At 61.8% G+C, this 21151-nt stretch carries 19 protein-coding genes; 12 read left to right on the top strand and 7 right to left on the bottom strand.

The features are described from left to right. The first annotated feature begins 259 nt into the window (after positions 1–259). Both TU82_RS20935 and TU82_RS20930 read left to right on the top strand, forming a co-directional pair. On the top strand, positions 260–943 hold the full coding sequence (locus TU82_RS20935; protein WP_010564812.1) for a response regulator transcription factor: 684 nt from the start codon (positions 260–262) through the stop codon (positions 941–943). After that, positions 921–2312 (top strand): sensor histidine kinase, encoded by a 1392-nt coding sequence (locus tag TU82_RS20930; protein ID WP_057725124.1) that lies wholly within the window; start codon positions 921–923, stop codon positions 2310–2312. Before TU82_RS20935 ends, TU82_RS20930 begins: the two co-directional genes overlap by 23 nt. 146 nt (positions 2313–2458) lie before the next feature. Here TU82_RS20930 and TU82_RS20925 read toward each other — a convergent pair whose 3' ends face one another. Then, positions 2459–4060, bottom strand: a complete 1602-nt coding sequence (locus tag TU82_RS20925; protein ID WP_057725123.1) for a L,D-transpeptidase family protein — start codon at positions 4058–4060, stop codon at positions 2459–2461. 39 nt (positions 4061–4099) lie between these two features. On the opposite strand from TU82_RS20925, the gene TU82_RS20920 reads away from it, so the two are divergent. Next, positions 4100–4828, top strand: coding sequence for a murein L,D-transpeptidase catalytic domain family protein (locus tag TU82_RS20920; RefSeq protein WP_057725122.1), 729 nt, complete (start codon positions 4100–4102; stop codon positions 4826–4828). A 29-nt stretch (positions 4829–4857) separates the two neighbouring features. Next, a complete protein-coding gene (locus TU82_RS20915; protein ID WP_057725121.1) occupies positions 4858–5604 on the top strand; it encodes a creatininase family protein in 747 nt (248 codons plus the stop codon). Positions 5605–5676: 72 nt separating this feature from the next. Here the strand turns inward: TU82_RS20915 and TU82_RS20910 are convergent, their stop codons facing one another. Together TU82_RS20910 and TU82_RS20905 are read right to left on the bottom strand one after the other, a co-directional pair. After that, a complete protein-coding gene (locus TU82_RS20910; RefSeq protein ID WP_057725120.1) occupies positions 5677–6018 on the bottom strand; it encodes a hypothetical protein in 342 nt (113 codons plus the stop codon). A gap of 46 nt (positions 6019–6064) precedes the next feature. Next, positions 6065–6709 (bottom strand): hypothetical protein, encoded by a 645-nt coding sequence (locus TU82_RS20905; RefSeq protein WP_057725119.1) that lies wholly within the window; start codon positions 6707–6709, stop codon positions 6065–6067. A gap of 143 nt (positions 6710–6852) precedes the next feature. On the opposite strand from TU82_RS20905, the gene TU82_RS20900 reads away from it, so the two are divergent. Continuing rightward, complete coding sequence (locus tag TU82_RS20900) at positions 6853–7125, top strand: hypothetical protein (protein ID WP_057725118.1); 273 nt, start codon at positions 6853–6855, stop codon at positions 7123–7125. On the opposite strand, the gene yfcF is transcribed toward TU82_RS20900, so the two are convergent. After that, positions 7100–7732, bottom strand: a complete 633-nt coding sequence (gene yfcF / locus TU82_RS20895; protein WP_057725117.1) for a glutathione transferase — start codon at positions 7730–7732, stop codon at positions 7100–7102. The two genes, TU82_RS20900 and yfcF, sit on opposite strands and share 26 nt — an antisense overlap. 187 nt (positions 7733–7919) lie before the next feature. Between yfcF and TU82_RS20890 the strand changes: the two genes are divergently transcribed. Next, on the top strand, positions 7920–9074 hold the full coding sequence (locus TU82_RS20890; protein ID WP_057725116.1) for an acetyltransferase domain-containing protein: 1155 nt from the start codon (positions 7920–7922) through the stop codon (positions 9072–9074). Between the two features lie 4 nt (positions 9075–9078). Here TU82_RS20890 and TU82_RS20885 read toward each other — a convergent pair whose 3' ends face one another. Continuing rightward, positions 9079–9708 carry a DNA-3-methyladenine glycosylase I gene (locus tag TU82_RS20885; protein ID WP_057725115.1) on the bottom strand — a complete coding sequence of 210 codons (630 nt, stop codon included), beginning with the start codon at positions 9706–9708 and terminating at the stop codon, positions 9079–9081. 231 nt (positions 9709–9939) lie between these two features. Between TU82_RS20885 and TU82_RS20880 the strand changes: the two genes are divergently transcribed. The 4 genes from TU82_RS20880 to TU82_RS20865 all read left to right on the top strand — a co-directional run bounded on the left by TU82_RS20880 (position 9940) and on the right by TU82_RS20865 (position 13922). Then, positions 9940–11250: a C4-dicarboxylate transporter DctA gene (locus tag TU82_RS20880; RefSeq protein WP_057725114.1), complete on the top strand. Its 1311-nt coding sequence runs from the start codon at positions 9940–9942 to the stop codon at positions 11248–11250. 161 nt (positions 11251–11411) lie between these two features. Further along, positions 11412–12113, top strand: coding sequence for a FadR/GntR family transcriptional regulator (locus TU82_RS20875; protein WP_057725113.1), 702 nt, complete (start codon positions 11412–11414; stop codon positions 12111–12113). 16 nt (positions 12114–12129) lie between these two features. Further along, a complete protein-coding gene (locus TU82_RS20870) occupies positions 12130–12831 on the top strand; it encodes a GntR family transcriptional regulator (RefSeq protein WP_057725112.1) in 702 nt (233 codons plus the stop codon). Positions 12832–12932: 101 nt separating this feature from the next. Further along, positions 12933–13922, top strand: a complete 990-nt coding sequence (locus TU82_RS20865) for a hypothetical protein (RefSeq protein ID WP_057725111.1) — start codon at positions 12933–12935, stop codon at positions 13920–13922. Positions 13923–14016: 94 nt separating this feature from the next. Here the strand turns inward: TU82_RS20865 and TU82_RS20860 are convergent, their stop codons facing one another. Together TU82_RS20860 and TU82_RS29025 are read right to left on the bottom strand one after the other, a co-directional pair. Next, complete coding sequence (locus TU82_RS20860; protein ID WP_057725110.1) at positions 14017–18876, bottom strand: NAD-glutamate dehydrogenase; 4860 nt, start codon at positions 18874–18876, stop codon at positions 14017–14019. Positions 18877–19008: 132 nt separating this feature from the next. After that, positions 19009–19269, bottom strand: a complete 261-nt coding sequence (locus TU82_RS29025; RefSeq protein ID WP_211269737.1) for a hypothetical protein — start codon at positions 19267–19269, stop codon at positions 19009–19011. Between the two features lie 88 nt (positions 19270–19357). On the opposite strand from TU82_RS29025, the gene TU82_RS20855 reads away from it, so the two are divergent. Further along, complete coding sequence (locus TU82_RS20855) at positions 19358–19711, top strand: hypothetical protein (protein WP_057725109.1); 354 nt, start codon at positions 19358–19360, stop codon at positions 19709–19711. Positions 19712–20189: 478 nt separating this feature from the next. After that, positions 20190–21149: an AAA family ATPase gene (locus tag TU82_RS20850; RefSeq protein WP_057725108.1), complete on the top strand. Its 960-nt coding sequence runs from the start codon at positions 20190–20192 to the stop codon at positions 21147–21149. Positions 21150–21151 lie beyond the last annotated feature (2 nt).

Here is a 21151-nt window from a genome sequence, read left to right as displayed (position 1 = left end):
ATGCAAGTTGCAAGAATGGCCTGCAGAGAGCGGGCGTTATGCATTCTCCTGTTGAACAACCAATGTAAGAGGGGGCTTGCCCCCGATTGCGGTGTGTCTGGTAAGAATTGACAGACTGACCTAGCGCTATCGGGGGCAAGCCCCCTCCCACACTGGAATAGGGGATGATTTGCCTAGATGAAGTTTTATTTAGGAAACATTCAGCAACTTCTTGGCAAAATGCCCACACTTCTAGTGTGAACGCTCACCAGGTAATCCTATGACCCGCATTTTGACCATCGAGGATGACGCCGTAACGGCCCGCGAGATCGTCGCCGAGCTGAGTAGCCATGGACTGGACGTAGACTGGGTGGACAACGGCCGCGAAGGCCTGGTCCGTGCCGTGAGTGGTGATTACGATCTGATCACCCTCGACCGCATGCTGCCCGAACTGGATGGCCTGGCCATCGTCACCACCCTGCGCACCATCGGGGTGTCGACGCCGATTTTGATGATCAGCGCCCTCTCCGACGTGGACGAACGCGTGCGCGGCCTGCGCGCCGGCGGCGATGACTACCTGACCAAGCCCTTCGCTTCCGACGAAATGGCCGCCCGCGTCGAGGTACTGCTGCGACGCAAAAGCACGGTCAAGGAATTCGAAACCGCCCTGCGCGTGGCCGATCTGGAGCTGAACCTGATCAGCCGCGAAGCCAGCCGCGCCGATCAACCGCTGAGCCTGTTGCCCACCGAGTACAAGCTGTTGGAATTTCTGATGCGCAACACCGGGCAGATCCTGTCGCGCATGATGATCTTCGAGGAAGTCTGGGGTTATCACTTTGATCCCGGCACCAACCTGATCGACGTGCACATCGGTCGCCTGCGCAAGAAAATCGACCCGCCGGGCCTCACGCCGCTGATTCGCACGGTACGAGGCTCGGGATATGTCATTGCTGAACCCCTCTAAAGGCTGGCGCTCTTCCAGCAGCCGTTTGCTGGCGCTGTACAGTTCGCTGTTCGTGGCGTGGAGCTGCATCCTCATGGGGGTGCTGTATTACGAGGTGTCCGGGTACCTGGGCGACCTGTCGCGCCATTCGCTGATGCAGCGCCAGCATTTGTTCCAACGCTTCGACGGCGAAGAACTGGTGGAGGCGCTGACCACCAGCATGACCTTCGACATGAAAGGCGTGGACGCCTATGGCCTGTTCGACGAACAGTTTCGTCCGTTGAGCGGGCCGATCCGCGCCGTGCCGCCCGACTTGCCGCTGGATGGCAAGATCCATTCCCTGGCCAACTGTGTCGACTCCGACGACCCGAAACTGCCCAAGGACAGCTGCGACGCCGTGGCCACCCACACCGAAGATGGCCGCTGGCTGGTGCTGGTGCGCGCCAACGGCTCGCTGTTCGGCGTGACCCGGATCATCTGGCATGCCCTGCTGTGGGCGCTGTCGCTGACCATCATTCCCGGCGCCGCTGGCTGGCACTTGCTGCGCCGCCGTCCGCTGCGGCGCATTCGCGGTATTCAGGCGAGCGCCGAGGCCATCGTCGCCGGCGACCTGACGCACCGCTTGCCGCTGTCCGATCGGCGCGACGAGCTGGACATGCTCGCGGCCATCGTCAACGCCATGCTCGACCGCATCGAGAAGCTGATGAACGAGGTCAAGGGCGTGTGCGACAACATCGCCCACGATCTGCGCACGCCGCTGACGCGCTTGCGTGCGCAGCTTTACCGCATCAAGCAACAAGCGGAGGAAGACTCGGCCCATGCGGTGAAGCTCGATGACGCGATTGCCGAAACCGACACGCTGATGGCGCGTTTTCGCGGTTTGCTGCGGATTTCGGAACTGGAAGACCACCAGCGGCGTTCGGGCTTTTTGCTCATGGACCCCCTGCCGCTGCTGCGCGAACTGCATGACTTCTACCTGCCCCTGGCCGAAGAAGGCGAGTTGGAACTGCTGCTGCAGACCCCGGACTCACTGCCCTGGATCACCGGCGACCGCGCCCTGTTGTTCGAGGCCCTGGCCAACCTGCTGAGCAATTCGATCAAGTTCACCCCGCCGGGCGGCCAGGTGATCCTGCGCGCGCTCAATGATGTGGGCAGCACGCGGATCGAAGTGCTCGACTCGGGGCCGGGGATTCCTGCGGCCGAACGTGCTTCGGTGTTCCAGCGCTTCTATCGGGTGGATGAGAGTGATCAGCAAGGCGGGTTTGGCCTGGGCCTGTCGATCGTGGCGGCAATCATCAACCTGCACGGCTTCAAGCTGGACGTGGCCACCAGCGAACTGGGCGGCGCGCGGCTGGTGCTGGAGTGCCGCCAGCAATTAATGCCTGAATAGGTAAGTGAACGCACCGCAGATCCAAATGTGGGAGGGGGCTTGCCCCCGATAGCGGTGTGTCAGCCAGCCTATCTGTAGCTGACACACCGTCATCGGGGGCAAGCCCCCTCCCACATAAGCCCCCATTCCACATTCCGGGCAGCGCTCTACAACACACTCCCCATGGCCTTGATCAATACCGGATCGCGCGCGTAGATATCCGGCGCGTACACCAGGCTTCCCTGGCGATCCACTTCCACCGTCCAATACCCCAGCAGCACCGGCACCGGCGTGGCCAGCCTGAATTCATGGGTGACGCCGGTGGCCAGCAACTCATCGGTGCGCGTGCGTTCGGCCGGGCTCACCAGCAGGTCGCGCAACAGCAGCGGTTGTTCGACCCGCACGCACCCCGAACTGAACGCCCGCGGCCCCTTGGTAAACAGCGGCTGGCTCGGCGTGTCATGCAGGTACACCGAGTACGGGTTGGGAAAACGCATCACAATCTTGCCCAACGGGTTGCGCGGCCCTGCCTCCTGGCGCAGCAGGATATTGCCGGGACGTGCCCAGTCGACCTGCTCCGGCGTCAGCGGGTGACCTTCGGCGTCAAGCACTTGCAGGTTCTGCTGGCGCAGATACTCCGGATTGAGGCGGATGGCCGGCAGCTTGTCCTCGCGCATGATCGTGGGCGGGATGGTCCATGTCGGGTTGAGAGTCAGCCGCGTGATGCGCGATTTGAGCAGCGGTGTCTGGCGCTCGGCGCGGCCCACTTGCAGGCGGGTCTGCCATACCGGGATGCCGCTCTGATACACGCTCAATTGCGCGGCCGCGACGTTGACCACCACGCCTTCAGGCTCCAGGTCCCGGGCCAGCCAGCGGAACCGTTCGAGGTTGATGCGCAACTGGTCGCGGCGCGTCAAAGGGCTGATATTGAGTTCGGCCACGGTGCCGGCGCCGATCACACCGTCAGCCTGCAGGGAATGGCTGAGCTGGAAGGCCTTGACCGCAGCGACCAGTTCGGGGCGGTACAGCCTGGCGCTGCCCTTGGGTTCCTGGGTCAGGTAACCGCCGCGGTAGAGGCGACGCGCCAGTTCCGGTACCCGTGGGTCTTCCATGCCCGGACGCAACAGCGGCCCCTCGCCCACCGCTTCCCACTGCGGCAACGGCTGCTGGCGCGCACTGGAATAGGCGTTACGCAGGCTGCGATACAAATCCGCGCTGGGCCGCGCCTGGTCGAACGCCTGGGCCATGTCCTGCAAGCCGGTGGCGGCGAAGGCCAGCACGGCGGTGTGCGGGTCATCGGCAGGCGGTTGGGCGTGCCAGAGCGGCTCGAAGCGCGATTGCTGCAGACGCCCGAAGTGCAAATCCTGCAGGGCCTGGAGGTACTGCTGGCTGATCGCGATATCGCTGCACAGCACATTGGCCGTGGCGTCTGCGGTGGGCAAGCTATAGTGGGTGGGGTCCAGGCCGTCGTCGGCCAGCATCAGCAACTGGTCGTGCAAGGCCTGCCGACGCTCGTCGGCCGACCACAGCGGCGCATCGCCCTGCTGCTGGTAAAAGGCTTGCAGGCGCAATTGCGCGCTGGCGTCGATACGCGGCGCGAGTTGCGGGCAGACACTGGGCAACTGCGCCAGGGCCTGTTGCAGCGGCGCCAGGTCGACCGGTGCCGGGGTCGTGACCGGCAGCGGCTCCAGCGGCGGCGCTTCGGCTGTGGCGACCAGTGGTGTAACGAGCAGGCAAATGCTCAAGTAACATGCGTGTTTTTTGAACAATTGACTTAGCTCCACTCCACAGCGGGGACTCGACTGTAGATGCTGACTTTAATGCGCCGGCTCGGTTCAACCAACCTGGGCCTGATCACCGCGAGCCTGGCGTTACTGAGCAATGTTGCGCTCGCCGCCAATGGCCCCGCTCCTTCCTTGTATAGCAGCCTGGCGCGCTCTGCTCCAGAACTCAATCCCATCGTGTTGAAAAGCGCCCTGAGCGCGGTGCAGTGCGCGGTCAATAACGGCGAGGAACGTTCCGATCGCCTGGCGGTGATTGACTACTCCCAGCCTTCGACCGCCCGTCGGCTGTGGATTTTCGACCTGCGCAAAAAGACCTTGGTACTGCGCGACCTGGTGGCACACGGTGCCAAGTCCGGCGAAAACTTCGCCACCGCGTTTTCCAACCTCGAAGGCAGTCATCAGTCCAGCCTGGGCCTGTTCCGCACCCAGGAAAGTTACCTCGGCACCCATGGCTACTCACTGCGCATGGACGGCCTGGAGCCTGGCTTCAATGACCTGGCCCGCGACCGCGCCATTGTGATCCATGCCGCCGACTACGTCAGCCCGCTATGGAGCAAGCGCGAAGGCCGTATCGGCCGCAGCCAGGGCTGCCCGGCGGTGCGCCCGCAAGTCGCGCGCCAAGTGGTGGACAAGCTCAAGGACGGGCAATTCATGTTTTCGTGGTACCCCGACCAGCGCTGGCTGAAGTCCTCGACCTATCTCAATTGCAAACCCCAACAGGTGGCCAGTAGTCGTACAATCCGTGGCGGATAGCCTGTCCCACAGATAAAAGAGAGCGTCGCATGCTTCTACACAAGTCCACCTGGATCGAGATCGGGCAGTTTCTGCAGCGCAGCCGCACGGTGATAATCCCCATCGGCTCCAACGAGCAACACGGCCCCACCGGCCTGCTGGGCACCGACTGGATGTGCCCGGAGATCATCGCCGTCGAAGCGCAGAAAAATGCCGATATCCTGGTCGGCCCGACGTTCAACATCGGTATGGCCCAGCACCATCTGGGTTTTCCCGGCACCATTTCGCTGCGCCCTTCCACCTTTATCGCGGCGATCGGCGACTGGGTGCGCTCGCTGGTCGGGCATGGTTTCGACAAGATCCTGTTCCTCAACGGCCACGGCGGCAATATCGCCACCATCGAAGCGGCGTTTTCCGAACTCTACGCCGAAGCCAGCTTTGCCCGCCGCCCGGCCGGGTTCGCCCTCAAGCTGGTCAACTGGTGGGACCTGGAGGGCGTCACCGACCTGGCGCAGCGCCAATTCCCGGTGGGCCATGGCAGCCACGCCACGCCGTCGGAGATTGCCGTGACGCAATGGGCCTATCCGGACTCGATCAAGTCGGCCGAGTACTCGCCGCAAATCGCCAGCACCGGCCCGATCCGCGAAGCGCTGGACTTCCGCGCACGCTTCCCCGATGGGCGCATGGGTTCGGACCCGGCGTTGGCAACCGTGGAGAAAGGCGGTGCATTGGTGGCGCTGGCGGCGCAGGGGCTGGTCAAGACGGTCAATGCCTTCAGCAACGAAGCCAAACCCTGAGTCGAACACTATCCAAATGTGGGAGGGGGCTTGCCCCCTCCCACATTTGATTTGTATTCATTCCTGCACAGGTTACCGACAATCCTGCGCCGCCTGCTCGAGCCGCGACGCCTTGATCGCCGAAGCCAGCGGTTTGCGCTCGTACAGGAACACCTTGGTGCCATCCTGGGACTTATAGGCTTCCAGCACATCATCGGCCGCGATCTTGCTGGTCAACAGCACCTTGGCGTGGCGCGAGTTCTGCGTCACGGTCGAGGTGATGCCGTGCTGTTCAAGCTTGGGCAATACGCATTGCACGTAGCCTTCGGGGGTCTTGGCGGTTTGCAGGGTCAGCGAGGGGGCATTTGGGGCCGTGATGCACCCGGCCAGCGCCAGGGAAGCAAAGGCCAGGGCCGGGGCGAAAAAAGCGCGCATAAACATTCCTGAAAATAACAAAAATAGGTGCCTGTGGACCCGCGTATCAACCGGCGCGGACCAGGGCTTTGAGCGATGCGTCAAACTGCTTCAAGGCATCTTGTTGTACATCTCGCTGCTGCTCGATCTGCGCGGCAATTTCGAATGCTGACTTGTCATGCACCCACACCGATGGCACCTGCTTGTCCACCGCGCCTTCGGCCTTGGCGATGTATTGCAGATCGGCGTCATAGAACCGCGCGGTAAAACGCGCCTCGACCACGTCGTTACGCGGGGTCAGCAATTGGTTATGGGTATCGAGCACCACCACCACGTCCGGATGCGCCTGCACCAGCGCGTCCAGGCTGCCATACACCGTCACCGAGACAAACGTGCCTTGCAGCGAGTTCATCAGCCAGTCGATGGCCAGCTCCGGATCGGAGCTGTTGACGAACGCCTCGCGGATACGCCCGTCCAAGGCATCCTTGGCGCCATTGACCGCCATGGCGTGGTAACGCTCAAGGTAGCTGAGGTTGTCCCGCGTGTTTTCGCTGTACAACACCCCCACCGACTGGGCGCGCTGCAGGGAGTTTACGCCAGCGGCGAGTGGCAGCAAATGGCCCGTACGCAGCTCATCGGCAACGGCCGGGTTGGTCAGCACGGCGGTGCCGAGCATCAGGGTGATCAAAGCCAGCTGGATCAGAGTTCTCATCGCGCATTTCCTTGAGCAGCGTTTCGATGAGCGGATTTTGCGCCTTTGCCGTAAAAACAGAACTTGTGATCCTTGATGGTGACTATCATTTGAACCGATAGTGTCAGGTAGCCCAGCCCCATAAAACCTATAAGGACCATGCCATGAAGCGTCACCAGAAAACCTTCGACCGCATCCGCGAAGCCGTACTGCCGGAGTATCGCGAGCGAGTCGCCGATTACCTGGTCGAATATGAAAACGTTCTGCTGAGTGAAACAAGCGCTGGCGCCGCGCAATCGGCCAGTGCCCAGCAACTGCGTGGCTACCTGCGCGGCCTGAATACCACGCGCGTGCTGGGCATGGCGGATTGGGAAGATCTGGACCGGCGCGTCGCGCAAATGAACGAGAGCCCTACCCCCGAGGGCGTGGCTGGTTGACCCATTCCTGCACTGACGGCCTTTGCCATTGACGTTGGGCGTAAGCCACCAACTGCGCAGGCACGGCGTCGCCGTTGAGGACCAGGCGATTGAGCATCACGGCCAGGTCCACGTCGGCAATTGACCAGGTGCCGAACAGACAGTCCGGGTCAGCCGCCAGCAACGCCTGCGCCACACTGATCAACTTGCCTGCCGCAGCCTCGGCCAGCGGCGACAATGGCGGCATCTTCTCCCCGCAGAACACCACCAGGGTCGAACGCTCCTGGCGAATCGGCAGCAAATCGCTGCGCAACCACGCCTGCACCTGCCGCGCCCTCGCCCGCTGCTGCGGTTCGACCGGATAAACGCGGCTCTCGGGGTAGGCTTCGTCGAGGTATTCAGTAATCGCCGAAGACTCCGACAGGGAAAACTCGCCTTCCTCGAGCGTCGGCACCCGCCGGGTCAGTGACAGTCGCGCGTAATCCGCGGCCTGATGCTGACCAGCGTCCAGGTCCAGAGGCACGGTCTCGAACGCCAGGCCCTTTTCGCGCAAGGCGACAAACACCGACATGGCATAGGGGCTGGTGAACAGCGAATCAACGTAGAGGCGCAGCGGACGGTGGCTCATGGACGATCTCCTTGAAATGAGGCTTAACGCTACGAGATCCACGGCGATAAAGACAATGCGCGGTTTTTATGGGGGCATTCCTGACGGGAATAGCGCTGCTGAATCACTGCGCAGGACTGATCGGCTAAACCACCGATTAATGTTATAGAATAACGTCCCTTTTATTTCCAGCCTTGTGAACCGTCCCATGACTGACGCTGTTGCGCTACGCCAACGCCTGCTTTCCATCGACGCTCTGCGCGGCCTGGTGATCCTCTTCATGCTGCTCGACCATGTCCGCGAAACGTTCCTGCTGCACCGTCAGGTCGGCGACCCGATGAACATCGACACCACCGAGCCGGCGCTGTTTTTCAGCCGAACCCTGGCCCATCTTTGCGCGCCCGTGTTCGTGCTGCTCACCGGTTTGTCGGCCTGGCTGTACGGGCAGAAATACCAGGGCCGGCGCGCGGTGTCGGCATTTCTGTTCAAGCGCGGGCTGTTTCTGGTGATATTGGAGTTCACCCTGGTCAACTTCGCCTGGACCTTCCAGTTGCCGCCGGGTGTGATTTATCTGCAGGTGATCTGGGCGATTGGCGTGAGCATGATCGCCCTTGCCGCCCTGGTGTGGTTGCCGCGCCCGCTGCTGATCGCCTTGGCGTTGGTGCTCATCGCCGGGCATAACCTGCTCGACGGTGTGCATTTCCCACCGGGCTCGGCCGCGCAAGTGGCGTGGTCGATCCTGCATGAGCGCAGTTGGATCGAGGTGTCCGACACCCTGCGCCTGCGTGTGACGTACCCGGTGCTGCCGTGGATCGGCGTGATTGCCCTGGGCTACGGCCTCGGGCCGTGGTTTTCGAATGCCGCGCTGCCAGCCATGCGCCAGCGTTATCTGCTGCGGGCGGGCGTCGGCGCGTTGCTGGGTTTTGCGCTGTTGCGGGCGGTCAACGGCTATGGCGAAAAGCCGTGGCAGGCCTATGACAGCGGCGTGCAGACCGTGATGAGCTTTTTCAATATCACCAAATACCCGCCGTCGCTGTTGTTCCTGGCGCTGACGCTGGGCATCGGCCTGCTGTTGCTGCTGGCGTTCGAACGCGCCGGGCACAAGCGCTGGATCAGCACATTGGCGGTATTTGGCGCGGCGCCGATGTTCTTTTATCTGCTGCACCTGTATGTGCTCAAACTACTCTACGTCGCGTGTGTCGCAGTGTTTGGGCTCGATCACGGCAATTATTTCGGGTTCGACGGCATAGGCGCCGTGTGGCTGGCGGCGTTGGCGCTGCCACTGGCGTTGTATGTGCCGGTGCGATGGTTTGCCGGACTCAAGGCGCGGCGCAGGGATATCACCTGGCTTAAATATCTCTGAGCGCTCAGGGTCGTTCGAACTGATGGCGCAACGTTTCGATGCGCCCTCGGCACACGCAACCCTCCAAGTGATCATTGACCATCCCCAACGCCTGCATCAGCGCATACATCGTGGTCGGGCCGACAAAGGTCCAGCCACGTTTCTTCAGCGCTTTGGACAAGCGCATCGACGCCGGTGAGGTCGGGTTGGCGTTCCAGTACGCCATGTCCACCACCGCCGGGCGCTCCTGCGGGCCGGGCTCGAATGACCAGACCCAGCGCGCCAGCGAACCGGTTTCACTCACCAGCTCACAGGCGCGGCGGGCATTGTTGACCGTAGACACAATCTTTGCCCGGTTGCGCACGATACCCGGGTCGTTCATCAAGCGTTCGATGTCCGCCTCGCCATACTGCGCCACCCTGCGAAAATCAAAGCCGTCGAACGCCCGCCGAAACTGCTCGCGCTTGCGCAGAATGGTGATCCACGCCATCCCCGCCTGAAAACCTTCCAGGCAGATCTTCTCGTACAACAGGATGTCGTCCGCCACCGGCACGCCCCACTCATGATCGTGGTAATGCGAGTATTGCGGCGCGGCGTTGCGCCAGGCGCAATGGGTGCGCCCGGCTTCATCCGTTGTCAGTCCTGACTGGTCCATCCATCACCTCGCGTACCGAGCGCGGATGATACGCAAAAAAATTTGCGCCCCGTCAACCGCTCAAGCGCCGCACTTGCCGACCCACTGGTCAGACCGGGGACCATCAGCCACCGAATATTTACTTGTAGTTTGAAAAAAGCCGGGCGTAGACTGGCCGCGCACTGGACTTACCGGTAAGACCACAACAATTAAGCCCTGGAACCACCAGGGCACCGAATAGAGATCCTTCCCATGCTCAGATGGTGCTCGCGTTCGATTTTCCTGCAAGTCGTGATTGGCCTGATGCTCGGCGTTATCTGCGGCCTGGCCCTTCCCGAATTCTCCTCGCAACTCAAACCCCTGGGTGATGGCTTTATCAAGCTGATCAAAATGCTGATCGGCCTGATTGTATTCTGCGTCGTGGTCAGCGGCATTTCCGGCGCCGGCGACTTGAAGAAAGTCGGGCGCATCGGCTTGAAATCGGTGATCTATTTCGAAGTGCTGACCACCGTCGCCCTGGTGCTCGGCCTGATCATGGCCTTCAGCACCGGTATCGGCAGCGGCGCCAACATCCATCTGGAACAACTGTCCTCCGCCGGCCTGACTGAACTCGCCGACAAGGGCCAGCACATCAAGGGCACCAGCCAGTTCCTGATGGACCTGATCCCCAACTCGGTGATCGGTGCCTTTGCCGACAACAACGTGCTGCAGGTGCTGCTGTTCTCCGTACTGTTCGGCAGCGCGCTGAACCTGGTGGGTGAAGCGGCTTCGGGCATCTCGCGGCTCATCAACGAGCTGAGCCATGTGATCTTTCGCATCATGGGCATGATCGTGCGCCTGGCGCCGATCGGCGTATTCGGCGCGATCGCGTTCACCACCAGCACCTACGGTCTGGACTCGCTGCAACACCTGGGCAGCCTGGTGGGCCTGTTCTACCTGACCTGCCTGGCCTTCGTCGGGCTGATCCTCGGCCTGGTGATGCGCTTGTCGGGCCTGCGCATGCTGCCGCTGCTCAAGTACCTGCGTGAAGAATTGCTGATCGTGATGGGCACAGCTTCGTCCGACGCGGTGCTGCCGCAGATCATGCGCAAGCTGGAGCACCTGGGGATAGGCAGCTCCACCGTGGGCCTGGTGATTCCTACGGGATATTCGTTCAACCTCGACGGTTTCTCGATCTACCTGACACTGGCCATCGTATTTATCGCCAACGCCACCGGTACGCCGCTGTCGATGACTGACCTGCTGACCATCCTGCTGGTGTCGTTGATCACGTCCAAGGGTGCCCATGGCATTCCGGGCTCGGCGCTGGTGATTCTGGCGGCCACGCTCACGGCCATCCCGGCGATTCCGGTGGTGGGCCTGGTGCTGGTACTTGCGGTGGACTGGTTCATGGGCATTGGCCGCGCGTTGACCAACTTGATCGGCAACTGCGTCGCCACCGTGGCCATCGCGCGCTGGGAAAAAGACATCGATATCCAACGCGCCAACAAGGTACTCGACGGCCAGCAAGGCTATGCCTTCCAGGCCAAGAAGCCGGCATTACCGGCGCACCAGGAATTCTGAAATCGGCATGGGAAAATGTGGGAGGGGGCTTGCCCCCGATAGCAATCTATCAGTTGATGATGCTGTGACTGACACACCGCCATCGGGGGCAAGCCCCCTCCCACACTTTGACCTTCAACAGCTTGACTATCGTGTTCGCAATTTCAAGGAGTGCATGAGACGTGATCAGCACCTCAACCGTCGTCAATTCAGTCGTGGAAAAACTGCGCGCCGCCCTGGCACGTGGCCAATGGCGCCGGGGTGAAATGCTGCCCGGCCAACGTGAACTGGCCGAACAACTGGGCATCAGCCGCCCGAGCCTGCGCGAAGCGGTGATCGTGCTGGAAACCCTCGGCCTGGTGCGCTCAATGCCCGGCAAGGGCGTGGTGGTGCTGGAAACCAGCATCAGCCAGCCGCAGTCGAGCGACAGCGTGGCCGATGCCAGCCTGCAAGACATCCTGCAACTGCGCTACACCCTCGAGCCCTTTATCGTCGGTCTGGTCGCCCAGTCCATCAGCAGCAAGGAAATCGGCCAACTGCGCCTGACCCTGATGGACATGCGCGAAGCCCTGGATGTCGGTGACAGCGAAGCCGGGATGAATGCTTACATTGCCTTTCACGAGGAACTGTTCGCGCTGACCTCCAATCCGATCTTCCAGAACGTGGTGCAACAAACCAGCAACGCGCTCAAGCAAAGTGCCCAGGTGCTGCGTAACTCCTCCGAACATCTGGCCGAACGCCTGCAGGAAAACGAAGCGGTGGTACGCGCCATCCGCAATAAAAACAGCGCCCTGGCCAGCGCCGAAATGCGCCGTCACATCCTCAAGGAAGGCCAGCGCATGGGCATCGCCATGAACATCCCGGACGACCACCTCGACAGCTGACGGGAGGAGACAGACCATGACCGCCCACGCCATGCAACACAACAGGGTTGCACCCGCCCTGCCCCCCATGCGCCTGGCAACAGGCACCCGGCTTTCGGCACAGGACATCTACCCGCGGTTATTCGACGCCATCCTCGAGCAGCGCATCGTGCCCGCCAGCCGCTTTACCGAGGACAGTCTGGCGCAGAGTTTCGGCGCCAGTCGCAGTGTGATCCGTCGCGTCCTGGCGCGCCTGGCCGAGCAGCAGGTGATCATCCTGCGCCCAAACCTGCGCGCCCAGGTTGCGCAACCGGATGCCCGGCAAGTGCAGCATATTCTGGAAGCGCGGCGCTTGATGGAGGTAACCGTGGTGAAGCTGGCGTGCGCCAAAGCCACGCCAGCGCAGGTGAGGCTCTTACGTGAACTGATCGCCCAACAGCGTGCGTGCAGCGAGCAAGGCCAACGGGGTGCGGCGATTCGGTTGTGGGGCGACTTTCACCTGCAACTGGCCACCATTGCGGGCAATCGACCGCTGGCCCAGTTCCTCAACAGCCTGGTGCCGTTGACCTCGCTGATCCTTGCGCAACATGGCCTGGGCGCCAACGGCAATTTGATAGGGCCCGAGCATGAAGAAATTGTGCAAGCGCTGGAACGCTGCGACGTCAACCGTTCAGCCACCCTGATGATTCGACACCTTGAGCATATCGGACTGCAACTGAGCCTGTGCACCGCCCAGTAAGGGTGCAGCGTCGGCGGGTGACAAGTATTTAACGACATGCTGCCAAGGACTCCACATAGCCTGTATCTCGCACAATTTGAGTGCTCTATGACAGGTGTAAAATGTACGTTGAATCAAAAATACTCGCGCCGCTGTTCACCCTCTTCACGCAACTCAACGCACAGGCAGGCACGCTGCCTGCCTCGCTGAATTCAGCCTTGAGCGAACTGAATGCAACGGCGAAAACCACCGGTTTCGAGCTGTTCAACCTGGGTGCTTATGAGAAGGCCTTGCTCCACCTGACGCTGTCGGGGACCGCCGGCGACGTCGAGTCCCAATACGCCATGGCCACGTGCACGACACGCATGGACGGCGGGTTTCATTTCATCAGTGACACCACACGCAAATGGCTGCTGCTGGCCGCAGCACAAGACCATATTCCTGCGCTGATAAGGCTGGGCACCCGCGAATCGATAGCAAAAGCCAAGGAATTGGCAAGGAACACCGCCAACGCCCATAAACCCGCTTCCATGATTTACATGCATATCCTGACTCAGGAGATCGAGTGGCTGCAGATGGCCGCGTCCTCGGACGATGCCGAAGCGTTATACGAACTCGCCGCCGCTTACCGCAAAACACCGCGCCTGCTTCCCGATCCGCAGCAGAGCGATACGGTGATTGCAGACCTGATGCAACGCGCTGCCGACGCCGGATGCCGCAGGGCCGTGTACGAACTCGCCTTTTCAGAAGACGGCGTTGTGAGCGTCACAGAGAAGCAAAAAAGGATCACTCAATTGGCCTTTATGGGCCAGCTTCGTGGCCTGCTTGAGTACGGGTACGCCTTGGCGGGCCTGTCCCGAGACAAAACCAGGACGCCTCGCACCTATGGGCTTGAACAGAACCTGCCCAGGGCCTGTGCGGTATTGAAACTGGCCCTTACGAGAACCGCCGGGGCGTTGGAGCTGCCCTGCGTTGAACACGACTACTGGGCGTTGGTGCACCAGCTATCAGACACTATCGAGTACGAGAAGAACCTGCTGGAACTTCAGTCAGACGTACCTGCGTTGTTCAAGGTCGTTGATCCGACGGTCATCCTGGGCTGGGCGCATTGAGCCCTGACGCCCGGCTGACATAGCCCCTCGCGCCTCAATGAAAAAGCCCCGTATCTCACGATACGGGGCTTTTTTTGCTGCTCGGTCCCGTCGGTTACAGCACCGACTGACCGCTCAACGCCAAGTCGAGCAATTCACGGTTGGCCACCGCGTACATGGCGTAGTCCGTGCCGACCGCCGCACGAATTTCCACCATCATGGCGCGCCAGCGATCCGCCATGTCCTGGTGCTGTTCAAGCCACAGGGCCACGCGGGCTTCCATGTCCTGCGGCGCGTCGGCCATTTGCAGGACCGAAATGGTGATCGCCCGTTGCTGCCAGTCCACGTCATCGCGGAAGGCTTCACGGGCCTGGGCCTGCCAGTTGTTGGCCACCGGCAGGTCGCTGATCTGCTGCAGGTACCACGGCAGGTCCAGGGCGCTGCCGACGGCGAAGTAGGCTTTGGCCACTTCGGCGGCGTCATGCCCGGTCACGTCGGCGGCTTCGATGATCGGCAGCAGGGTGTACAGGTGGGTCGTGCCTGCCACCATGCGCGCCAGCAACTCCGGTACGCCGGCCTGGGTGTAGGCCTGGTAGCGGTTCTGCCAGCCTTCACGGGTCGGACCTTCGAGCAGTTCATCAAGCTTGAGGCCCAGCGCCGCCAGGTGCGGACCGAAGTGCGCCGTGTCACGCCCGGCGTCCTGTTCGTTGCGACGGCTGCGCAGGAACCAGCGCGTGGCGCGACGGCCCAGGCGCATCAGCTCGTCCATCAGCTCCAGTTGCACGTCGGCCGACACCTGGTGATCCAGGGCTTCGATCTGACGGAACCAGTGCGGGAGATGGAAGATATCGCGCACGATCACATAGGCACCGGCCACGTTCGCCGGGCTCATGCCGGTCGACTCCTTGAGCCGCTGCACGAAGGTGATGCCCATGTGGTTGACCAAGTCGTTGGCGATCTGGGTGCTGACGATCTCACGCTTCAGACGGTGGCGGCGCATGGCCTCGGAGAACTTGGCCACCAGGCTCGGCGGGAACGCGGTCTCCATGTCACGGGTCAGGTACTCGTCATCCGGCACCTGGGACTTGAGCAGCGCTTCCTTGAGGTCGATCTTGCTGTAGGAGATCAACACCGACAGCTCCGGACGCGTCAGGCCCTTGCCGGTCGCGGCGCGCTCGACAAGCTGCTCCTCGGTCGGCAGGTACTCGATGGCGCGGTCCAGCTTGCCACGGCCTTCCAGGTCGCTCATCAGGCGCTTGTACTCGGCGGCGCGCTCGTAAGCCTTGCGCGCGGCCAGGGACAGGGCCTGGGTCTGCTTGTAGTTGTTGCCCAACACCAGGTGGCCGACTTCGTCGGTCATGCTCGCCAGCAACTGGTTGCGTTGCTTGTCGGTCATGTCACCGGCCTGCACCACTTCGTTGAGCAGGATCTTGATGTTCACTTCGTGGTCGGAGCAGTCCACGCCACCGGCGTTGTCGATGAAGTCGGTGTTGGAGCCGCCGCCATTGAGGCCGAATTCCACACGACCCAGTTGGGTCATGCCCAGGTTGCCGCCCTCACCCACCACCTTGCAGCGCAACTCGTTACCGTTGACGCGCAGCGCGTCGTTGGCCTTGTCGCCCACGTCGGCGTGGCTCTCGCTGCTGGCTTTGACGTAGGTACCGATACCGCCGTTCCACAACAGGTCCACCGGCGCCTTGAGCAAGGCGTTGAGCAGTTCGGTCGGGGTCAGCTTGTCGGCCTTGATGTCGAAGCGTTCTTTCATCTGCGCGGAGATGGCGATGCTCTTGGCGCTGCGCGAGAAGATCCCGCCGCCTTCGGACATGATGCTGGTGTCGTAGTCGGTCCAGGCCGAACGCGGCAGCTCGAACAGGCGCTGGCGCTCGACGAAGCTGGTGGCCGGGTTCGGGTTCGGGTCGATGAAGATATGCAGGTGGTTGAAGGCCGCGACCAGTTGCAGCTTGTCGGACATGAGCAAGCCATTACCGAACACGTCACCGGCCATATCGCCGACGCCGACCACGGTGATGCTGTCTTCCTGCACGTTGATGCCGCGTTCACGGAAGTGACGCTGCACACCGACCCACGCGCCCTTGGCGGTGATGCCCATTTTCTTGTGGTCGTAACCGGCCGAACCACCGGAGGCGAACGCATCGCCCAGCCAGAAGCCGTAGTCGATGGCGATGCCGTTGGCGATGTCGGAGAAGGTTGCGGTGCCCTTGTCCGCCGCCACCACCAGGTACGGGTCATCGTTGTCATGGCGCACAACGTTGGCCGGCGGCACCAGGGCGCCGTCCTTCAGGTTGTCGGTGATGTCCAGCAGGCCGGAAATGAAGATGCGGTAGCAGGCGATGCCCTCGGCCGCGATCTCGTCACGGCTGCCGCCCAAGGGCAGGCGACGCGGCAGGAAGCCGCCCTTGGCGCCCACCGGCACGATCACCGAGTTCTTCACCTGCTGGGCTTTTACCAGGCCGAGCACTTCGGTGCGGAAGTCTTCTTCCCGGTCGGACCAGCGCAGGCCGCCACGGGCCACGTTGCCAAAGCGCAGGTGCACGCCTTCGACGCGTGGCGAATAGACAAAGATTTCGAACTTCGGCACCGGCTTGGGCAGCTCAGGGATAGCGTGCGGGTTGAACTTGAAGCTGAAGTACGACTTGTTCTGGCCGTTGGCGTCGCTCTGGTAGAAGTTGGTGCGCAGGGTGGCTTTGATCAGGTCCAGGTAGCGACGCAGGATGCGGTCTTCGTTGAGCACCTGGACGTCGTCCAGCGCGGTGAGGATCGCTTGTTCCAGGCGTTGCTGCTTGTCTTCCAGGTCGTCGGCGGTGAGCTTGCGCGCGAGATAAAAGCGGGTCTTGAACAACCGGGTCAACTCGCGGGCGATGTCGGTGTGGTTGTTCAGGGTGCTGGCAATGTAGCCGAGGTCGAAGCCCAGGCGGATCTGCTTGAGGTAACGCGCGTAAGCACGCAGCAGCGCCACGTCACGCCATGGCAGGCCGGCGGTGAGTACCAGGCGGTTGAACGCATCGTTCTCGGCGTCGCCATGCACGATGTGCACGAAGGCGTCCTGCAGGGTGTCGTTGAGCTGCGAGATATCCAGGTTCACGCCTTCGGCGGCGATGAACGCGAAATCATGGATCCAGAACTCGCGGCCATTGGCATGGCGCAGCCGGTACGGGAATTCACCCAGCACGCGCAAGCCAAGGTTTTCCAGGATCGGCAGCACGTCCGACAGCGCCAGCGGCGTGTCGGCGTGGTAGAGCTTGCAGTGCAGCTCGCGCTGGCCGGAGACCTGGCCCAGCGGCTGGTAGAAGCTCATCACCAGCGGGTTGGCTTCGGTGAGGCTGTTGAGGTGCTGCATGTCGACCACGGCCGAATGCGCGGCGAAACGCTCGCGGTAGCCGGCCGGGAAACCTTTCGGGAAGTCTGCCAGCACGTTGGTGCCGTGGGCTTCGCCGAAGCTTTCGACCACCAGGCTGGCGTAGTCGTCCTGCCAGCTGCGGCAGGCCTGCACCACTTCCTTTTCCAGTTGCAGCGGGTCGATGTCCAGGCGGTTCTTCGGGTCGACCCGCAGAATCAGTTGCACACGGGCCAGCACGGACTCGGAGAAGAAGGTCCAGAATTCGCAGTCCGAAGCTTTCAGGCGATCCATCAGCACTTGCTGGATCTTCTGGCGCACTTCGGTGGAATAGATGTCGCGCGGCACGTAGGCCAGGCAGTAGCAGAAACGGCCATACGGGTCTTTGCGCAGGAACACACGGATCTTGTTGCGTTCCTGGATCTGCACGATCGACATGACGGTGCTGAACAACTCGTCGACCGGGGTCTGGAACAGGTCGTCGCGAGGCAGTACTTCAACTACCTGGGCCAGTTCCTTGCCCAGGTGCGCCTTGGCCTGGAAGCCCGAGCGGCGCTCGATTTCCGCGACCTTGCGGCGGATGTAAGGAATCACCCGCACGCTTTCGCCGTACACCGAGGAGGTGTACAGGCCCATGAAGCGGTGTTCCTTGATGACCTGGCCGTCGGCGCTGATTTCGCGGATCGACACATAATCAGGATAAGCCGGGCGGTGTACGCGGCTCGGGTGGGCGGCCTTGGCGAACGACAGCACGGTCGGTTCGCGCAGGTAGGCGACGGCGTAGTCTTCGATGCGCAGGTCTTCGGCGGTGAGGCCGGCGCGCAGCAGCTTGGTCAGACCGAGGAAGGAGCCGGCGTCATATTCGATATGACCGCCGTCCGCCTCGTCACGTACCACGAACTCTTCGTAGCCCAGGAAAGTGAAGTGGTTGCCCACCAGCCACTCGAGGAAGTTCTTGATCTCGGCTTTTTCTTCGCCGTCGATCACGAACGCGCTGGCGTCGATACCGGCCAGCAGGTCCTGGACCTTGGCTTTCATCGGCTCGAAATCGGCCACGGCCACGCGCACTTCGCCCAGCACCTGCTCAAGCTCTTTGCTCAGCACATTGAGTTCGGCGGCGTTGGCGCAGCGGTCGATCTCCAGGTACATCAGCGATTCTTGCAGGATGCCGTCGCCCTGGGTGCCCTTGGGCAGCACTTCCAGCAGTTCGCCCTTGCCGCCACGACGCACACTGAGCACGGTGGTTTGCAGGGTATGGATGCTGTAGCCACGGCGGTTGAGCTCGGTACGCACCGAGTCCACCAGAAATGGCAAGTCATGGTGCAGCACTTCGACCGCAGTGTGGGTCGATTGCCAGCCATGACGTTCGTAATCGGGGTTGTAGACCCGCACTTGCGGTTGGGTGTGGTCGAAGCGCTCAAGCAGGCGCCAGGCAGACAGGGTGCAACCGGCCAGGTCGGAAAGGCGACGCTGGGTCAGTTCGTCCAGGGAAATGATGCCGAAGAATTGCTCAGCGAACAGCGCCACTTGTGGCAGTGCCTGTTCACTGATGTGCTGCGCCAGTGCCGCTTGCAGTTGGTGCTGGAAGTCGGCCTTGCTGGCTGCGGTGAAGAACGCCATCTGTGGTACTCCGCTTGGGCTTGTTATTGATGGAAGCGTCGCGTGTTATCCCCTTGCGGGGAGACGTCAGCTCTGTTCGTCGGTCACGATAAACGATTCAGAGTGACAGGTGGGTGAAGCTGGACAAGACAGTCAGGTCACATACAACTTCCACCAGATGTACACCTTGCCGGGTGACGGTACGACGGGCAGGTCAGGCGCCTGGCGCGGAGCACATCCGTTGCGCAGCTTAACGAGTGTAGGAAGCGCGCTGCTTGCGGTGCTGCGACATATTCGGTCATCGACAAGCAGGTGCGGGGTTGCAACTTGTGCAACCGGGTTTTCCCGGGTAAAAAACCGGCTGTTTTCAAGCCGGTGAGTGCCGGAAATGACTGGTTTCGCGCGCAAGGTCATGCCCCAGCTCTGACACATCGTGCAGCATAAAATTCGCCACAATGGCACAATTGCCCCGTGCAACGCCCCCCTCCACACAGGATTCCCCATGCTGCAGCTGAAAACCGACGCCCTGATGGCCACTCCGTGCGACGACGAAGAAGACAACATGGCCATGCTCTGCTGCCACGGCAAGAATGGCGAGATGTTCATGCTCAGCCGTTACCCGGATGAAGACGACGTGGAGTTGACCTGGGACTACGAGCCGTCGACGTTGACCGGGCTCAAGGTAACGCTGGGCAACACCACTCTGTCGGTAGAGCTGGCCGCCGGTGACGTTGATGCGCTGGGGGGCAAGGACCACCTTAAGATTACTCATGCCACGGCCGCATCCGACCTGGCCGAGGTCGAGCAGACCCTGCAGAACATCCTCAAAGGCACCGGCACCTTCACCCGGATTTAAGCTGCACCCAGGATCAAATGTGGGAGGGGGCTTGCCCTAATACTGTAGGAGCGAGCTTGCTCGCGAAAAACTCACAGGCACCGCGTTCATTCAGGAAGCACGCGTTATCGTTGACGTTTTTCGCGAGCAAGCTCGCTCCTACAGACGGCGATGTACGCTTGACTGACTGGTATTAGAGCTTGCCCCGATCAAAGTCTTTAACACACAGAAGACCAACTGTGGGAGGGGGCTTGCCCCCGATGAGGCCCTGACAGTCAAGAAATTGCCAGCTGACCCAACGCAATCGGGAGCAAGCCCCCTCCCACCTTGACTGTGTTCACCCCGGCAAGCACGCACTCCTACACAAAATTCCTACAAGCTTTGCCAAAAATACCCGTCACGCCGTTAGTCGCCACACCCCGCGATGCATTAAAGTAAGCGCCCCAGGCCGGTGTTTCTTTCCCTGACACCAGGCTCATCTTTCCAGGAACCGTCATCGATGGAACATCGTGAAGCGCTGCTAGCGCTGCGAACCTTTCTTTCTACGCAGATTCTCGGCCAGGAAAAACTCATCGATCGCCTGCTGATCGCCCTGCTCGCCGACGGCCACATGCTGGTCGAAGGCGCGCCGGGCCTGGCCAAGACCAAGGCCATCAAAGAGCTGGCCGAAGGTATCGAAGCGCAGTTCCATCGTATCCAGTTCACCCCCGACCTGTTGCCCGCCGACATCACCGGCACCGAAATCTACCGTCCGGAAACCGGCAGCTTCGTGTTCCAGCAAGGCCCGATCTTTCACAACCTGGTGCTGGCGGACGAAATCAACCGCGCGCCGGCCAAGGTCCAGTCGGCGCTGCTCGAGGCCATGGCCGAGCGCCAAGTCAGCGTGGGCCGCAGCACCTACGAGCTGTCGCCGCTGTTTCTGGTCATGGCCACGCAGAACCCCATCGAGCAGGAAGGCACCTACCCCCTGCCGGAAGCCCAGCTCGACCGTTTCCTGATGCATGTCAAGATCGGCTTTCCGGATGCCGCCGTCGAACGGCGCATCCTGCAACAGGCCCGTGGCGAAGCGCTCAACGGCGAAGCCAAGCCCGAGCGCCGCGTCAGCCAGCAGGCGATCTTTGCCGCGCGCAAGGAAATTCTCGGCCTGTACATGGCCGATGCGGTGGAGGAATACCTGGTGCAACTGGTCATGGCCACGCGCACCCCGGCCAAGTTCGACCCGGAGATGGCCGAATGGATTGCCTATGGCGCCAGCCCGCGCGGCTCCATCGCCCTGGACCGCTGCGCGCGCGCCCATGCCTGGCTGGCCGGTCGCGACTTCGTCAGCCCTGAAGATATCCAGGCGGTGCTGTTCGACGTGTTGCGCCACCGCATCATCCTGTCGTTCGAAGCCGAAGCGGCCGGCGTAGACCAGGACCGCGTGGTGCAACGCATCCTTGACGTCGTTGCCGTCGCTTGAAG

Origin of the sequence: Pseudomonas orientalis, assembly GCF_001439815.1 — a bacterium.
Taxonomy (GTDB): Bacteria; Pseudomonadota; Gammaproteobacteria; order Pseudomonadales; family Pseudomonadaceae; genus Aquipseudomonas; species Aquipseudomonas orientalis.
This window is presented reverse-complemented; position numbering and strand designations above follow the sequence as displayed.

Bases quoted from the DNA above. Each gene is read 5' to 3' on its own strand.
- TU82_RS20900 (WP_057725118.1), top strand. From the start codon at position 6,853: ATGAAGCGTCACCAGAAAACCTTCGACCGCATCCGCGAAGCCGTACTG.
- TU82_RS20915 (WP_057725121.1), top strand. From the start codon at position 4,858: ATGCTTCTACACAAGTCCACCTGGATCGAGATCGGGCAGTTTCTGCAG.
- TU82_RS20855 (WP_057725109.1), top strand. From the start codon at position 19,358: ATGCTGCAGCTGAAAACCGACGCCCTGATGGCCACTCCGTGCGACGAC.
- TU82_RS29025 (WP_211269737.1), bottom strand. From the start codon at position 19,269: ATGACCTTGCGCGCGAAACCAGTCATTTCCGGCACTCACCGGCTTGAA.
- TU82_RS20935 (WP_010564812.1), top strand. From the start codon at position 260: ATGACCCGCATTTTGACCATCGAGGATGACGCCGTAACGGCCCGCGAG.
- TU82_RS20920 (WP_057725122.1), top strand. From the start codon at position 4,100: ATGCTGACTTTAATGCGCCGGCTCGGTTCAACCAACCTGGGCCTGATC.
- TU82_RS20885 (WP_057725115.1), bottom strand. From the start codon at position 9,708: ATGGACCAGTCAGGACTGACAACGGATGAAGCCGGGCGCACCCATTGC.
- TU82_RS20910 (WP_057725120.1), bottom strand. From the start codon at position 6,018: ATGCGCGCTTTTTTCGCCCCGGCCCTGGCCTTTGCTTCCCTGGCGCTG.
- TU82_RS20870 (WP_057725112.1), top strand. From the start codon at position 12,130: ATGACCGCCCACGCCATGCAACACAACAGGGTTGCACCCGCCCTGCCC.
- TU82_RS20850 (WP_057725108.1), top strand. From the start codon at position 20,190: ATGGAACATCGTGAAGCGCTGCTAGCGCTGCGAACCTTTCTTTCTACG.
- TU82_RS20930 (WP_057725124.1), top strand. From the start codon at position 921: ATGTCATTGCTGAACCCCTCTAAAGGCTGGCGCTCTTCCAGCAGCCGT.
- TU82_RS20880 (WP_057725114.1), top strand. From the start codon at position 9,940: ATGCTCAGATGGTGCTCGCGTTCGATTTTCCTGCAAGTCGTGATTGGC.
- TU82_RS20905 (WP_057725119.1), bottom strand. From the start codon at position 6,709: ATGAGAACTCTGATCCAGCTGGCTTTGATCACCCTGATGCTCGGCACC.
- TU82_RS20890 (WP_057725116.1), top strand. From the start codon at position 7,920: ATGACTGACGCTGTTGCGCTACGCCAACGCCTGCTTTCCATCGACGCT.
- TU82_RS20865 (WP_057725111.1), top strand. From the start codon at position 12,933: ATGTACGTTGAATCAAAAATACTCGCGCCGCTGTTCACCCTCTTCACG.
- TU82_RS20860 (WP_057725110.1), bottom strand. From the start codon at position 18,876: ATGGCGTTCTTCACCGCAGCCAGCAAGGCCGACTTCCAGCACCAACTG.
- yfcF (WP_057725117.1), bottom strand. From the start codon at position 7,732: ATGAGCCACCGTCCGCTGCGCCTCTACGTTGATTCGCTGTTCACCAGC.